Raw genomic sequence first — 16,051 nt, forward strand, 5'->3', positions numbered from 1 at the left:
CACCTGCACTAATATCATCAGTCTCACAAACAACACTACCATCAGAATTAATTGCTCGAATAGATGAACCTGCAATACAAGAAGAAGATACTCTAATTTGTAGAGGGACATTTGCAACACTAGGCATGTTATCGAAATCATAATAACCAGTAAAATTACCAGTTAAAATCTCTTCTGCAGGATGCCAACCTGAACCAAAAATAACTCCAAAACTAAATAAAAATAATATTATATATACTAAGAATCTTTTATACATGATTTTAAACAATCAAAAGAGTTTATTAACATTAATACAAACATTAAGTAATAACAAATACTAAACTTCTTTTTCTAATTGATTATGGTTGTATAAAAATACAAAGTTCTTGGAATTTTCTCTTTCGATTTTTATATGTCTCTCAAGTTCTAATTCTTTTAGATAATTGTAGAATGTTGCTTTAGAACAATATTTATAGTGGTCGACAAATAAAAATTTTAATTCAGATAAATTTATACCAGATTGAGTTACAAATGAAGTCATTTTTTGTTTTAAGACTTCTCTCTTATTTGCTTTAGCTTTAAATGCTAATAATGCTTCATAGGGGTCAGTTTTTGCAACTACTTCTTTAATTTGTTTTGGAATGATTTCTTCTTTAATTTCAATTTTTGGTTCTTCTACTATTTGAGGAATAACTTCTTGTTTAGCTTTGAACTCTTTAATGAAGTTAAGAGCTATACTTACTCCTTTTAATTCAGCTTTTAATTCAGATATTTCAGAATTTAGTTTTCCAATATTATTTTTTAATTCAGAATTTTCTTCTCTTACATCTTCAATGTCAAGTCTACAGTTTTGGAATCCTCGTTTAACTTGATCTTTGAATTCGTCCATATATTATTTAAAATTTTTTTGATTTATATAACTTTTGGTAACTAGTTTTCAAGAATGGGGTTTGAATAAAAAGTCCGTGAAAAGTTGATTTTTCAACTTTGAATAACTATTCTTTTTAAGAAAAAATATTTTTATAAGATTAAACTTGAGTTTTCAAAGAAATTAAATATAAATTTTAATTTTTTTATAAAAAAATCCTAAATTAAATATAGTAAAATTTATGATTAACTCAATTTTCTATAATTTATCTAGTAAAAGCTTGAATAAATATTTGTAAAAACAAATATTTATCTGGTGGTATATTTTCAAGTAAAGATAAACCTTTTTTTCTTAATTTTTTTAATTTTAAAAAAGCACTAAAATGAGAAATTACATTAAATGTCTTTTTTTGAAATTTCTTTAAAGTTGAACCAAATAGTCCTTCAACACGATTATTAGTGAGAATCCCATCTTCTATTCCACCGGTATAGTCTGAAAAATTTTTTTTAATTTTTCTAAGTTGAGAAACAACTTTTTTAGGAAAATATCCTGGAATTTTACACAACTTTAAAATTTCATTTAAATTTTCTTCAATTTGTTCTTTGGAATTATGTTTTAATCGTTTAAAACCATATTTTCTTTCTCTTAACAATTTAGTTTCATGAAAATGTTTTCTTGCAATTTTAATATAATATTTATCTAAATCATCAGTTTTAATTGAAGTTATAAAATTGAAATCTCTTTCAAATAATAATTTGTCAATAAATTTTAGGTCTTCGGACCGATTATAAAATATATTGAAAATAGTATACATTCGTTTATAATCTTCTAAAGTCCATAAATTTTTATTTAAAAATTTCATATGTTTATTGAATTTGTCCATAATAGATTTATGTAAATGAAAAATACAATATTGTAAATTAATTTTTTTGCCAAAAACTGATTTGAAAGCATTTACATACATAGTTTTCATATCAAATACAAAACCTTTTGGTTTTGAATCTTTGAAAATTTCTTTCAAAAGTTTAATTAAACTTTTTTTAGAAATATCACTATGAAGTCCTTCATAGATTACTTCATTTGTATCTAAATTCAAAAAAACTAATCTATAATATCGTTTTCCATCAATTTTCAAATATTGTTCATCATAGCCAATAAAACCTTCTAAATCTTCTTTTAGAAGATTATCAAGTTCAGGATATGAACTTTCAACTTTAGATAAAAATTCTTTTCGAATCAAAGCAATATTTGATTTACTAATAGTAATATTTTCATTTTTTTCTAAATAATATTTAATATCACTTTCAGAATTACCCAATTCTAAAAGTGTATAAATTTGATTTTTTAATTTATTAATAATAATTTTATTTATATTATCAAATTCAGGAATTGAAATTTGATAGGTTTTTTGACAAGTAGGACAAAATTGTTGTCCTTTTTTAAAAAATGAATAATTGCTTTTTGAGAATAAGGAATAATTTCCTTCATGTGAGTATCCATTATACACACATTTAGTATTACAGCTAGGACAATTAATTAATTTTGTATGCAAAACATTGTTTTTACTCAAAACAAGTTTTGAACTTAATGTTTTCACTAAATAGGCTTTGTTAAAGTTTAATAATGTTGTTTGATTTATCATTTTTATTGGTTTTTTAGGGGTAAAAATACCAATATTTTTTACTTTAAAATTGTTTTTAATTCTTAAAAATACAACAAATCAAAATTCTATCACGGACTTTTTAACTCAACCCCTTTAGATGCCAAACAGTTCTGAAAAACTTATGAGTATTTTCTTAAAAATATTTATTATAAAATCATAATAAATATTTGAATTTGAGTTATTATCAATTTTAATTGTTTTATATCTATCTGTAATTATGTCTTTATTTTTTTCAATATTATTTGCAGTATCTTCAAGTAATATATTTTCAGTATTTTTATTACTTTCAATTATTTCATTTTCATTTTCAATAGTTTCAATTATATCTTCTGAGGTTGTAACTTCTTCAGTTTTAAGAGAGATTGATGAAGATCTACTTCTACTACTACTTCCTCCACCACTGGATGAACTACTAGTTGTTGGTGTTGTAACTACTGGATCAGTCACAGTTTCAATAGTTTGATTTTCATCATTTACACTAAAGATTATCACATAATCTTGCATATTATAGTTAAATAGAGTTTCTAAATCTTTACATCTTACATAATAAGTATATGTTTCTCCGTCTACTAAATTACTTATTAAATTACTATGAGTTAATGAGATAGTATTCTCAAATGCGAAACTTTGGTCTAAATAATGAATATTAGGTTCATCATCATAATGACAATATGCAAGTTCATCAGTTACAATTTCTAAATCTACTTGAGTTGTTCCCGAAACTAAATTTGTATTTGGTAATGAAGATAATATTACTGGAGCTGTAGTATCATTTATTTCTGGAGCTGTAGTATCATTTATTTCTAAATCTGTAGGAGGCTCAATTACTACAGGTTCTTCTTGTTGATTACTTACACTAAATGTTATTACATAATCTTCTTCATTATAATTGTTTGGAGTTTCTAAATCTTTACATCTTACATAATAAGTATATGTTTCTCCATCTATTAGTTCTGAAATTATAGTTTCATGATTTTGTGTGTTAAAATCATCAAATCTGTATTTTTGATCTAAATAATCAATATCTTCCCTATCATCATAATGACAATAGGCCAGTTCATCTGTTGTTACTTTTAGAGTTGTTTGAGTAGTTCCTAAAGATAAACTTGTACTAGTTGTAGATTCAATTACTGGAGCAGTTGTGTCAGCATTTACATCTAAAGTTGGTTCAGGTGTAGTCTCAGGAATAATACTTGATTCAGAATTTCCTGGTTCACTATTAATATCATGCTCTACCCAGTAGGAGTATTCATGAAGTAATTCTTCTAGATTTGTATAACTGTCATTATCATCATCACCATTTGGATTTGAAGGAAGTGATATTGTTCTATGATTTACTTCTAAAGTTGGCCAACCGCCTACCTCATTTTGACTATCAATAATACTTCCCTTTCCAGATTCAATATTAGAGATAACTCTTTTATCAACTGCATCTCTATCTGTAGGTCTTGCTCCTGCATTATCATACAAATAATCTCTTATGCTTGTTGAAGACATGAAGGATAATCCTGGAATAGTTACTGGAGGAGAAGTTTCTCTAATTGAAGAGTCTGTTCTTCCCATTACTGATGCCCAATCATCACTTGTTCCTAAAGGTCCATTATTATCATCAACATATAAACTAAAACTTGATGCTGAACCTGATTCTACATATACTACATTATCATAGTATTCATCAGGATTAGGTGTGAAATAATTTCCTACAACTGTTGCTCTCATAGGAACATTATTATCTCCAGTTGTTCCAAAATAAATTTTAGATTTACTTCCAACTCCAGGGTTATAAATATAATTGTTTGCAACAATTATGTCTGTTGAGTCATCTCTAATTAGAGGATTTCTATAGTTATTAAACGCAAGTATATTTTTACTAAATAATAAATCTTGTGTATTTTTTCCAATTAAAGCTCCCATAGAGTGCGCCCCATCAGGATGATATGAATCATATAAAGCTTCAGCAAATATTGAGTTTGTAACTGTAATTTTTTCTGCTAATTTACCCTCGTAAGACCAAGTAGAAAAAACTTCATCTAAGGCCCAACTTGCAGATACATGATCAATTACTACATTTTTAATATCTCCATATTTAGATTCAATTTTAATAGCATCTCTATCATCATATGCAGGACCATCAGATAAATCTCCTACTCTTACTCTAATATGTTGAATTAATACATCACTTGCTTGAATTACAATTCCTGCACCTTTAAGTGTGATTCCTGGTGATGGTGCAGTTTGACCCGCTATAGTAATATAAGGATCCGTAATTTTAAGATGTTCAGTTATATCTATTGTTCCAGATACTTCAAATATACATGTTCTTGCGCCACTTGCATCAATACATTCTTTTAATGAACCATCCCCATTTGTATTTAGATTTGTAATTTTATATATGTCTCCACCTCTTCCGGCTGGAGTGTCCATACCAAATCCATTTTCATTAGGAATTACAGAAATTGAATAGGTACTCGAAATTATTGTTAGTAATATTATCAAACTTATTATGGTTGAAAAGTGTAGTTTTAATTGTTTTTTTAACATCATTCTACATTTGCTACTTGAAACGCGTACTTATATTTTCACTAGTCTACTGTCAGTGATGACAATATCTTAGCAACGCTAATTGAATGCTTATTTAATCTATTTAAGTATCGTTATCTTATATGTGCAAAAATAGTTTAAAAATTGAACTTTCATGAAATAAGATTTTTATTGAGTATAATTTTACTAAGTAACTATAGTCACTATGTTCGATACAATTTGGAATAAGTTTCCAAATAGTTTAGTCACTATGTTCGATACAATTTGGAATAAGTTTCCAAATAGTTTTATAAATGAGCAAAGACATAAGGTAATATAAAAATTTAATTTCTAATAAAACTAAATTGAAAATGAAAGAGAGATTATATTTACACATACAAAGTATTAGTTTACAAGTCTTAGGATTGTTATTTTTTATGATTTTTTTGATTCAAGTGTTTAACTTAGATATTGAATATTATATTAATTTCGGGACTGTGTCTTTGATTGCATCGATTGTTCTTGCTTATTCATCGTATAAGACTTTAAATAATGTTAGAACTAGATTTATAGTAAAATATTTATTTTTCTTTAGTGGTTCTTTAATAATTATCAGTAATTTGTTTTTCTTTGACATTTTATCCCAATATCATCCTATTTTTTATTCTATTCTTTTAGGTCAAATTTTATTGTTTCCATTTATTTTGAAAAATGGTAGTTATGGTATTAATACAGAGTCAAAAGAAAGGAAAATTGAAAATAATAAAAAAAATAGAAAAAGTGATTCAATGAAAGATGGAAGAAGATATGTACTGATTTCCATTTTACTAATATTTATAATTATATTATCTTTTTATTTAAGATTATTTAATGCAGATGTTATTAGTCCAGGTAGAGATAGTTTACATCATTATATTGGAGCATTAAGTATAAATGATAATGGCTCAATTATTTATACTACGCTTCCTTATATTAATCATCTATTAGCATTCATTTTCGAAAATATTGGTCAAACTTTGCTTTTAGGTAGACTACCGTTTATAATTGCAGGTACTTTGTCTGTTCTTTTAGTTTATTTTATTGGGAAAAAAATATCTAATTCCGTAGGAATTATTTCTGCATTGCTTTTAGGAATTTGTCCTTGGGCAATTGGTCTTTCAAGATATGTTAGAGATTATTCATTAAATATATTCTATGAATTATTTTTTATTACATTATTATTGTATTATCCTAAAGATATTAAAAAGTTTAAAGGATTAGTTCAGTTTATTTTATTAAATATAGTTATTTATGTTCCATTTATTATTTTTGCAAGATATCAAACTGGACTTACTATTTCAATTATTATTGCACTTTTAGTTACTACAAGTATTAGAGTATTTGCTGAACTTGATTTGTATGAGAGGATTAAATTATTTAATTTTAAAAGTCGTGAGTTTAATTATCTAATGCATGCTGCTATTTTTTCTTTATTTATAGTTGTACTAATAATATATATCTTTGAATTTGATAATAGACTTATTTTGACTTATCAACCTAAATGGTTTTTCTTTTTTTTATCTGAGAGTAGATTGCCTATTCTTTGGTATTCGTTCATGGAAGTTCCTTGGTATTTTATTTTGTCTTTGACTTTATTACCAATTTTAGGAAAACCAAAGGATAAATATGTTTGGACTTCATTTTTAATTTTTTATGCTTATTTGATATTTTTTGTATTTTTGGCTAAACCTCATACTTCTTTACTTTATGCTAGATATGTTTATCCAGCACTTCCTTTTTTTATTATATTATTAGGAGTTAGTATATCGTATATATTTTGGATGGCAGTTAATTTTACGAAGAGGAAAACATTTAAGGTTGTATATTTCTTATTTGTCTTTATTTTACTTGCAGGAGTTTTTAATTTTAACAATACAATAATTGGATCTACAGGGAAAACTTTCGAGAATTCATCTATGCAGGTAATTAGTGTTCCATATAGAGATTATAGTGAGTTGGTTAGTTTTTTGGGTAATAATGGATTTTCTAAAGAAGATATAGTTATTGCAAGTGAGCTTAGAATGAAAGATACTCTTGCATGGTATTTTGATTTTGATTTTTATGAGAGGAGAAATGCTAGTTCTTTTAATACCTATGAATATGACATAGCAGATAATATTCATGTGCTTAATGAAGATAGTTACAAAGTGATGGAAATTTATGATAATGGGTGGATAGTTAGAAGAGATGGAGATAGGTTTCCTAAAAGTATATCTTTAAGAGATGAGGAAAATGTTGACTCTGTTGATGAATTGAAGATTTTAGGTATTGAAATAGAATATCTTGGCCTTTATAGTGATAAGTATGAAGTTTATACTTGGAGTAAAAATGATACAAAGTAAAATAAATGGTCTATATAAAGATCACTCAAAACTGATACAATTTACATCACTTAAAATTTTGGGAGAGTTTTTTGTATTTTTGTTTCCTCTAATTATTGCAAAGTTTGTTTTACCTGAGGCTTATGGTACTTATTCATTAGGAATGATGATTATTTTTTTTTCTACAACTTTACTTCTAGGCTCTTCTATCACTCCTTTTATTATATCTGCAAATAAAGAGTTAAAAGAAGAGAAATCTGTCTCTAAAAGCTTTACAAACCAGCTCATTTTCTTGATTATATCATTATCTCTTATTGGATTGTTCTTTTTATTGTTTTCTAGTTATATTATAGATTTTGTTCATATCGATAAAATGATGCTTGTTTTTTTGTATTTGGCATTTGTTGGAATTTCTATTAAGTCTATTTTAGGTAATTATTTTTTAGGAATTGATAAGAAGACTGAATTTACAAAGGTAGGAATTTATTATGGTATCTTTCTTTTAATTTTGCTTTTTATTTTGGGTTTTGAATTAAAAAATTTATTTTTGAACTATTTTCTTTCTTCTATTCTTTTGTTGTTGGTTACTTTACCTAAGATTAAATTTTCTAAAGTATTTCCTTTAAAATTTGATAAAGAAATGTTTTTAGAACATTGGGATTTTACAAAATGGCAAATTTTTGGTCTTACTGCAGTTTATTTTATTAATTGGGGTGATAGTATTATTATTAATTATTATTTAGGTGTTTATGATGTAGGTGTCTATAATTTAGCTTATCAGGTATTTAAGGGGATTATTTCTTTTATGTATATTGTCAATACTTTTTATTTGCCAGAGATTTCTAAGAATGTGAAGGATAAGAAATTTATTAATAAATATTTATTTAGGACTAGAATTCAATTATTCTTGCTTGTTGTGTTTGGTGTTTTAGTTGGTATAGTTTTAGTGCCTTTCATATTGAATTCATTTTTTGATGAGAGTTATATGCAGGCATCTTCTATTTTGCAAGTTTTATTGATTGGTGTAATATTTAAATTTTGGTCAATATTTTACAATCCACTTTACAATGTTTTGAAGAGATATAAGTATCTGCAAATAATGAATGTATTTCAGATTATTTTAAATATCGGTTTAGGAATTTGGTTTGTTGTGAGTTTTGGTTTGTTAGGTGTTGCATGGGCTACAACGATTAGTTATTTTGCTCGTACATTTGTTGATGAAGTTTATTTTTGGAAAAAGGTTAGAAAGGAGTTAGTTAACAAAGAAAAGTATAATTGTGGATGTTGAGGAGATTTGATTTTATAATAATTTCCTCAATACTTTAATATTATCTTTGATACTCCTTATATTTAATTCTATAATGCTTAATAAAATTTATATATTTTAGACTTCATATATTGTTTCCTAAAAAATGGGTAAATTAAAATTTATGAATTTTTCGATGTTATTAATAATATTGATAACAATAAGTTTTGTTTCGGCAGGTAATTATGTTAAATTAGATTCAAATGGAAATGAATTGCCTGATAGTGCTTCTAGTTGGGCAATGGTCAAAGATTTTGATACTGAATTAATATGGCAATCTTCCACAAATTTTTCTTCATATACAGTAGGAGAAGCTAATTCTTATTGTAATAATTTAGCATTTGCCAACTATTCTGATTGGCATTTGCCAGTTTCCAAAGAATTTGTTACAATACTAAATTATGAGTTATCTTCCGCTTTAAACACAGATTATTTTAGTTTAAGTGGAAATTTTTGGTCAATAGAAAAACCTCAATCGTTATTACAAATCATATACCATTTGCCGCATGGAGATACTTTGAATAGTATGGTTCCAATGCCTTTAGTTAATGTTATGTGTGTGAGAGATAATTATACTCAATTAAATGATTTTGTGATTAATAATGAATTTACAGTTACTGATATAAATACTGGATTAACATGGCAAAGATATCATGATGATGTTTCTAGAACTCTGGATGAGGCTGTAGAAAATTGTCAAAATTTAAGTTTTGGTGGGATTGATAATTGGAGGTTACCATCAGTCAAAGAATTATATACGATAATTGATTTTTCATTATCCTCTAATGTGAAATTCAATCAGTCAATATTTACTAATTATCAATATGATCGTTTATATACTAGTAATATATTGTCAGATATAACATATGCTCCTTCAATGGGAACACAAATTTGGTTCGTAAGTTGGGATGGTAATATTTTATATAGTTTTAGTACTTCCAATATTGGAGTTTGTGTTGCAGGAAATGATGATGATAGTGATGGTGTTTATAATTCAGAAGACATATGTCCAAATACTGGACTTGAAACTATGACTGATTTAAATTCTGGCAAGTATATGTTATATGAAGGTTTTCCATATTTTATGACTCCAGTAGATAATTATTTATACATTAGACCTTATACATTATTTGATACAAATGGTTGTTCATGTTCTCAAATATTGGCATTGAAAGGTAAAGGAATTACACAAGAATTAGTTTCTGGTTGTAAAGAATCTACACTTATAGATTTTATAACTTTAAATAATTAATTATTTAAAGTTATTCCTCAATACTTTAATATTCTTTTTGATATCATATTTATCTTTAACATATTTATGAATATTATCTGAGAATTTCTCCCAAGTTTTCTTATTAGTAAATAATTTATTCAAGTCTTTATTCATTTTTTTAATCGAACCATTTGCAAAATAGCCACATTTATACTCGTTTATGAAATCATCAGGGTTTGAATTAAGTGAGATTATTGGTGTTTTTCCAATTCCTGCTTGAATGAAAGTATTTGCGAAACCTTCGAAATCTGAAGTTGAGATGAATAATTTAGCCTCATCGTAGTATTTTTGAATTTTTTCAAATTGGACTTTTTCTATGAATTTTAGGTTTTTTAATGTTTTTGATTTATTGTGTATTTCATTAAAATAAATTTTATCTTGTTTGTTAAATATCATTACAAATTTTAATTTGGGATTTTCTTTTGCAAGCTCTAAAAAGTGTTCAGCACCTTTTGTTCTATTTGCTCGTCCAACCCATAAAATATAATCTTTCTTTTTTGGAATTAGTCTATTTTCAAAATCAAAGATATTTCTAAATATAGTTGCTTTGATATTATAGTTTTCTTTTAGAGCTTTTTGTTGATCTTTTGTTTGACATACAACTTTTGAAGCATGTTTTAAACCATATTCATAGACTTTTCCTAAAATTCCATTCATTTCTACCCAGTATTTATTAACATCGATAATATTTGCAGTTCTATGAATATGTTTCTTTCTGAAAAGTGTACAATAAAATGCAACAACTCCTACTGTTGAATTAGCAGAACTTGTTATACAAATGTCTGAATTTTCTTTTCTTAATATATTTATATATTTGAATGCTTGAATTACTTTAATTAGAATTGAAGTTCCTGAACTTTTTGGATTGAATGATTTTATTACTTTGATATTATTGTAATACTCAATTTTTTCTTGATTAAAATCTCCTACAATAAAACTAATATCGTATTCTTTATTAAGCTCTTTTGCAATTGTTACTAATTGGACTTCTGAACCACCATGAGCACTTTTTTCTTTATGATTAAACAATGGATAAGCATGTGTTGAAATAAAACAAATTTTCTTTTTTTTCATATCAATCACCATAGATATAATTTAATTTTTTATTGTAGATTTCTATGTCGAATTGCTTTAAATTTTTTAGTGCATTTTTTGTAATACATTTTGAGCAAATTTCATCATCACGAATTCGAATTATTTTACTAGCTAAATCTTTTGGATTATCAAACTCAAATAGTAAACCATTAAATTTGTCTTTAATGAATTCATTTATAGCATAAACATTTGAACCTATAAAAGGAACACCATATACTTGAGATTCATAAAAAGTCATTGGACTTGCTTCAGTAATCGAAGATAGAACTATTAAATCTAAAATTTGATATAGTTTTTTAATGTCTGTTCTAAATCCTAAAAATATTATATTTTTTTCCTCTTTTGCCATTTCTTCTAATTCTTCTTTTAATTCACCATCTCCAATAATTAATAACTTTGTTTTATTATTCTTAAGATATTTATAAGAATCAATTATAGTCTCAATATGTTTAACTCCTGATAATCTTCCTGCAAAACCTATTAAATAATCATCTTTTTTTAAACCTAAACTTTCCCTTAAGTTTAGTTTTTCTTCTTCTGAAATAAATTTTAATTCTTTAAAGTCAATAAAATTATATACATGTTCTACTTTTTCAGGATTTAGTTTAACATTTTCAATTAGAGATTCTTTGATCTGTTTTGAAACTGCAATATATTTAGTTGTATATCTTTGAATTCTTCTTAGTAAGAACCTATAATATTTTCTTTTTTTTGAAAAAACTGCACCATGCTCAGTTATTATAACTTTAATTTTATTTCTAAATAATATCTTGTACAAATACACAATAAAAATTGATTTAGCAAGATGAGCATGTAAAATGTCAATTTTCTTATTTTTAATCTCTTTTTTTAACGCAAGAACTGAAGTTATATCGTATTTAGATTTATTAATGATTGTAATTTTATTTTTTACCTTTTTAGTAAAATTTACTTGATTTTGTGCTGGTCTTAAGACAAATGCAAAATGATTTTTATTTTTTTCAACTAAATCTCTAACAATTGTCTGTGCCCCACCAAGACCAAAATGATCAATTACATGTAAAATATTTTTATTTTTCATTTTACTTCACTCTTAGTATATAAATATTTACCACTTTTTAAACCATTAATTTCCTCAACAAATTTAAATGTTACTTTACAATTTATTCCTAAAAGTTTTTGTACATTTTCAATTAATTCATTTTTTTCTTTATTACTAATGATAAAATTTTTATCTCTAGGAACAAAAATATACTCTATATCTTCATAATCTTTTTGAACAATTTGAAATTGTTTTATCCAATCTTTATAAGATAAAATAGTTCTAAAATAACATCCATCAAAAAAACCACCATCTCGAGTTTTAAATATTGAGGTTATACGACCATTGATCTCTTTTAGATAACCTGAATTATTTCCAATTTGCGCAACATCTCCAATATCATAACGAATTAAAGGCATAGCATAATTATTTAGATTAGTTATATATACATTTCCCAAATCTTTAGTTTGATTTAAATCTTTATCTAATACTTCAACTTTTTGATTCCAAGCACTAATTCTTAATCCTTTTGAAGTATTATCTGAGCAAGCCATATCACCTACTTCTCTTGAACCATAACGATTATAGACTTTACTTCTAAACGCTTTTTCTATTGTATTCTTCATTTCATCATCTAAAGTTCCAGCTGTACATAAAATTCCCTTAGGAGGATAAACTTCAAAATCATTTTCAAGAGCGTATTTTGCAAATTCAATCATTACATGAACATATCCTTCAACCCACTCTGGTTCTAATTTATTCCATAATTCTAGATATTCTGAAAATTTATCTGTTCTCATTTTAAACATATTGAGCTCGGTTCTATTGTATAATTTATTTCTTAATACAATTTTTGGATCTTCACGACCTTCAAGTATGTCTGTTTCAGAACCCCAAAGTCTAAGTTCAGTTCCGCCAATACTTGCACCTGCAACTGTTTTGTAATAGATTTTGTTTGCAATATTCCATGTTTTATAATTCTCATCTTGTATAAATCTTGCTGGCTCTCCTGAAGAACCTCCTGAAGTATTGTATCCCCAGTTCATTTTTTCTAGATTTCTAGATTTCAAATTTTCAAATTCATCACGCAAAATCTTTTTTGTAAGGATAGGTATTTTAGAGAAATTATCTAAATTCACATTAAGGTTTCTATCAACTACTTTTACTTTTGATAAAACTTTAGTATAGTATGGAACATTTAAATATGAATGGATTAATAATTTTTTTAATTTTTCTTCTTGATATTCATTGATTTCTTCCTGTGTTAGTTTAGAAATTCTTTTTATTTCTGTTATATTCTGATATATTTTTCTGTATCCTAAATAAAGCATTGCATTAGTTATTTTTTTTCTTATATCTTTTTTCATTTTAGTCTCCTCCGACATCTAATCTACTTGAATGTTTTATCTTATTTCTCTTACTCAAAATTGAGATTATAGGTTTTAAATATAGATTTTTAAAATTACTTGTTGATTTAATCATATTATATGAATCGTTAAGAATTGCACCTCTTCTAACTTTGTATTTGTATTGTCCAGTACCTAATTCTAAGTTTTTTTTTAATTTTTCAATACTATAAATTAAAGGTTCATATAGAACTGTATTAAAAAAAGCAAATCCTTGTTTTTCTTTTGAATTTAATTGACCAGCTTTTAATCCTATAACTCTAGAATCATCTTCAATTACAACTAGAGCTGATTGAATCTCACCATTTAGTTTTCCTATGAAGTATGTTACTTTTTTAGAATTTTTATCTAGTGCTAAAAGAAATTCTTTATATAGTTTAAACTCTTCTTTGTTTCCACCATATTTTTCAATATTGTCTTCAAATATTTTAAAGATATTGTTCTCATATTTTCCAAGTTTTTTTATTCTTTCAACAGTATAATCTGAATTGATGAAATTTTTAATATCTTTTTTAATTGTATGCCTTCGAGATTTGGAGAGTTTTGTAATATGTTCATCAAAGTTTTTACCTTTAGTAAAAATTTTAATTTTGAAACCTGAGAATATAGGCATTAAAAATCGAGTTTCTTTACTTAAATCATCATCTTCAATTCCTAAGAATCCATATGATTTATATTTCTCTTCTAATGCTATAGATTTTAGTTTTTGAGTTATTAGTTCAAATAATTCATTCTTATTGTATTTCTCTTCAATTTTGAACATTTTATAAAATGGTGAATATGGAAAATAACAAAGAAGTGAAGGATTAAGTGTTAAGAAAGGTTTAGTGAATTTATAATATTTACCAAATAGTGATTTTTCTAAATTATCATAGATTGTTTTTGTCTGCCCATAAAAAACAGCAATTGCAATTATGCTTTTTTTATCAAATATCTCTAAGTAATAGGATTTACTACCAATTTCAAGATTTTCAACTATTTTCAATAGTTCAGATTTCATGAAACAAAAATCTGCAAAATTATCCCATTGTTTTGTGTCAATCTCTTCGATACTCCTTGAAATTTTAGTTTCGTATTTCATTTTTCCACCATGTATAAAAATGAAGAAATTTTTTCAAAATTTCTTAACATGCTCAAAAATAGTATTTTTGGCACACCGAAATCTTTGATTTCTTGTGATGCAATACTAAGTATTTTGCTTTGTTTCATTTTATTATCTCCGATTTTACTACTCTGAATTTACTTTTTTTATTGTTATCTTGAAAATCATTAACTATTGTTAGAACTATATTTACATCTTCACATAATATTTTTTGAAGGTTATAAATAATTTTATTTTTTGAATCTGGATGAAATTTTTTATTTATTTTTAAACTAATTTCAACCAATGATTTTGTTTTTTGTATAATTTGATATTGCATAATTCCTTGAATTTTTTCAATTGACATCGTAAGTTTATAAGGAGAAATTTTTCTCCCATCATTTAGAATAAAATAGTCTATAATTCTCCCATATACTGGTTTCATTAATATGAAACTTCTACCACATGAACATTTCTCATTCAAAATAACTCCCATATCTCCTATACAGTATCTTAAAAGCGGCATTGCCTTATTTTCAAGAGATGTCATAACTATCCTTCCTTCATTCCCATTTTTAACTGGCTTTCCATCATCACCAATACATTCTACATAAACTAAGTCTTCGTTTATGTGATATCCTTCGTGTTGTGGACATTCCCATGCTACTTCTTTAGTCTCGGTTGAACCATAGACATCATTAATTTTACAATCGAAATAATTCTCAATTATTTTCCTTGTAGATGTGTCTAAAATTTCAGAACTTGTAAATATTCTTTTTACTGAATTTAATTTTATTGAATTCTTTTCTAAATATGAAACTAGATTTATGAAATAAGAAGGAAAACCATATATAGATGTTGGTTTGAATTTTTGATAAAAAACTACATGTTCATCAATAGAATCATAAACTGATAAAAATTTTTTCCTGATTATAATTTTTGACCATCTAAATGATGAGTTATAACTTTTGGATTCTTCAATAGGCATTGCTTCGACTATTACGAATTTTTCAGTAAGTGAAAAACCACAAGCTCTTCTTGCTCTAAACTTTGATGCAAATTTCAAAATAGCCCAACTCCTTTTATCAAAGTATGAAACAAATGGTTCTCCTGTAGATCCTGAAGTCCTTGAAGTATAAAGTTTAGTGTCTTTAAATTTATCTGAAACATATCTCAAATTACTTTGAATGATGTCTTGTTTTGTTGTTAATGGTATTTTAAGAATATCTTGTTTTGTTTTAATATCTTTTGGAGTTATTCCTGCTTTTTTGAATTGTTCTTTGTAATATGGAACATGAATATATGAATAATTTATATTCTCAATTATTTTTGACCATTCATTTTTTTCAATAACTTCTCTTTTATCCCATTGATTTTTTCTTAAATATAAAAAATAATCTAAACTACCTCTTATCAATTTTCATTCCTCCTAACGACTATTTTTATTACCCTACAATATTTGATTACTTGGGAAAATGA

General features: G+C 25.6%; 13 protein-coding genes. 3 read left to right on the forward strand and 10 right to left on the reverse strand.

The features are described from left to right. The 4 genes from PF569_02605 to PF569_02620 all read right to left on the reverse strand — a co-directional run. The coding region (locus PF569_02605; GenBank protein ID MDA3855123.1) for a hypothetical protein at positions 1-256 on the reverse strand (256 nt) is incomplete at its 3' end. A gap of 60 nt (positions 257-316) precedes the next feature. Further along, positions 317-868, reverse strand: a complete 552-nt coding sequence (locus tag PF569_02610) for a hypothetical protein (GenBank protein MDA3855124.1) — start codon at positions 866-868, stop codon at positions 317-319. 244 nt (positions 869-1,112) lie between these two features. Beyond that, positions 1,113-2,489 (reverse strand): hypothetical protein, encoded by a 1,377-nt coding sequence (locus PF569_02615; protein MDA3855125.1) that lies wholly within the window; start codon positions 2,487-2,489, stop codon positions 1,113-1,115. Between the two features lie 114 nt (positions 2,490-2,603). Beyond that, entirely contained in the window at positions 2,604-5,051 is a 2,448-nt protein-coding gene (locus PF569_02620; protein ID MDA3855126.1) for a hypothetical protein, read from the reverse strand. A gap of 350 nt (positions 5,052-5,401) precedes the next feature. On the opposite strand from PF569_02620, the gene PF569_02625 reads away from it, so the two are divergent. The 3 genes from PF569_02625 to PF569_02635 all read left to right on the forward strand — a co-directional run bounded on the left by PF569_02625 (position 5,402) and on the right by PF569_02635 (position 9,948). Beyond that, positions 5,402-7,411 carry a hypothetical protein gene (locus tag PF569_02625; protein MDA3855127.1) on the forward strand — a complete coding sequence of 670 codons (2,010 nt, stop codon included), beginning with the start codon at positions 5,402-5,404 and terminating at the stop codon, positions 7,409-7,411. Continuing rightward, positions 7,398-8,678 carry a polysaccharide biosynthesis C-terminal domain-containing protein gene (locus tag PF569_02630; protein MDA3855128.1) on the forward strand — a complete coding sequence of 427 codons (1,281 nt, stop codon included), beginning with the start codon at positions 7,398-7,400 and terminating at the stop codon, positions 8,676-8,678. Before PF569_02625 ends, PF569_02630 begins: the two co-directional genes overlap by 14 nt. Positions 8,679-8,802: 124 nt before the next feature. Next, positions 8,803-9,948 (forward strand): DUF1566 domain-containing protein, encoded by a 1,146-nt coding sequence (locus PF569_02635; GenBank protein ID MDA3855129.1) that lies wholly within the window; start codon positions 8,803-8,805, stop codon positions 9,946-9,948. Here PF569_02635 and PF569_02640 read toward each other — a convergent pair whose 3' ends face one another. The 6 genes from PF569_02640 to PF569_02665 are packed head-to-tail and all read right to left on the reverse strand — an operon-like array spanning position 9,949 to position 15,989. Next, entirely contained in the window at positions 9,949-11,043 is a 1,095-nt protein-coding gene (locus PF569_02640) for a glycosyltransferase family 4 protein (GenBank protein MDA3855130.1), read from the reverse strand. Position 11,044: 1 nt separating this feature from the next. Then, entirely contained in the window at positions 11,045-12,124 is a 1,080-nt protein-coding gene (locus tag PF569_02645) for a glycosyltransferase family 4 protein (GenBank protein MDA3855131.1), read from the reverse strand. After that, positions 12,121-13,452, reverse strand: coding sequence for a hypothetical protein (locus PF569_02650; GenBank protein ID MDA3855132.1), 1,332 nt, complete (start codon positions 13,450-13,452; stop codon positions 12,121-12,123). The genes PF569_02645 and PF569_02650 overlap by 4 nt, the downstream gene beginning before the upstream one ends. A 1-nt stretch (position 13,453) precedes the next feature. Beyond that, entirely contained in the window at positions 13,454-14,572 is a 1,119-nt protein-coding gene (locus PF569_02655; protein ID MDA3855133.1) for a peptidogalycan biosysnthesis protein, read from the reverse strand. Then, positions 14,569-14,700, reverse strand: a complete 132-nt coding sequence (locus PF569_02660; GenBank protein MDA3855134.1) for a hypothetical protein — start codon at positions 14,698-14,700, stop codon at positions 14,569-14,571. The genes PF569_02655 and PF569_02660 overlap by 4 nt, the downstream gene beginning before the upstream one ends. After that, positions 14,697-15,989 carry an AMP-binding protein gene (locus PF569_02665; protein ID MDA3855135.1) on the reverse strand — a complete coding sequence of 431 codons (1,293 nt, stop codon included), beginning with the start codon at positions 15,987-15,989 and terminating at the stop codon, positions 14,697-14,699. Before PF569_02665 ends, PF569_02660 begins: the two co-directional genes overlap by 4 nt. Positions 15,990-16,051 lie beyond the last annotated feature (62 nt).

Source organism: Candidatus Woesearchaeota archaeon (assembly GCA_027858315.1).
In the GTDB taxonomy this organism is placed as follows: Archaea; Nanobdellota; Nanobdellia; order Woesearchaeales; family UBA583; genus UBA583.